General features: G+C 65.1%; 1 protein-coding gene and 1 pseudogene. Both read left to right on the top strand.

The genetic code is table 11. The annotated features are described in order from the left end of the window. A pseudogene (locus tag HWN72_RS30785) lies at positions 1–439 on the top strand (pyridine nucleotide-disulfide oxidoreductase); the annotation flags it as partial. Continuing rightward, the coding region (locus HWN72_RS30780; protein ID WP_211152338.1) for a TSUP family transporter at positions 436–636 on the top strand (201 nt) is incomplete at its 3' end. The pseudogene HWN72_RS30785 and the gene HWN72_RS30780, both read left to right, overlap by 4 nt.

Genomic DNA, 636 nt, shown 5'->3' with positions numbered 1-636 from the left:
AAATAGCCCGCTTGCGGCTGCGAGCGGCTTCGTCGAGGTCGACGAGACTACGCTGCGGCACAAGCGATTTGAAAACATCTTTGGCCTTGGCGATGCCGCTGGCACCAGCAACGCCAAGACCGCCGCTGCTGCTCGCGTCCAGGCGCCCGTGGTCGCAGTCAACGCGCTGGCCGCGCTCGACGGCAGACCCCCCGTTGCCGATTATAATGGTTACGGCTCATGCCCGCTCACGGTCGAACGCGGTAAGATCGTCCTCGCCGAGTTCGGCTATGGCGGAAAGCTGCTGCCCAGCTTCCCATCCTGGCTGCTGGACGGAACGCGTCCGACGCGCACCGCGTGGTTCCTGAAAGAGCGGATGCTGCCCCCGATCTACTGGCAGGGCATGCTGAAAGGCCGTGAGTGGATGGCCGCTCCACACGAGATCGGCAAGGCGGCATGATCCTCGAACCAATCCAGTATCTGCTTGGCGCCTTGTCCGGCAGCCTGGTCGGATTCACCCTCGGGCTCGTCGGTGGCGGTGGCTCGATCCTCGCCGTGCCGCTCATGGTGTATCTGGTGCGCGTTCCCGACGCGCACCTCGCCATCGGTACGAGCGCGTTTGCCGTGGCGGCCAATGCCGCGACCGGTCTGATCGGT

The organism is Novosphingobium sp. HR1a (assembly GCF_015594425.1).
In the GTDB taxonomy this organism is placed as follows: Bacteria; Pseudomonadota; Alphaproteobacteria; order Sphingomonadales; family Sphingomonadaceae; genus Novosphingobium; species Novosphingobium resinovorum_A.
This window is presented reverse-complemented; position numbering and strand designations above follow the sequence as displayed.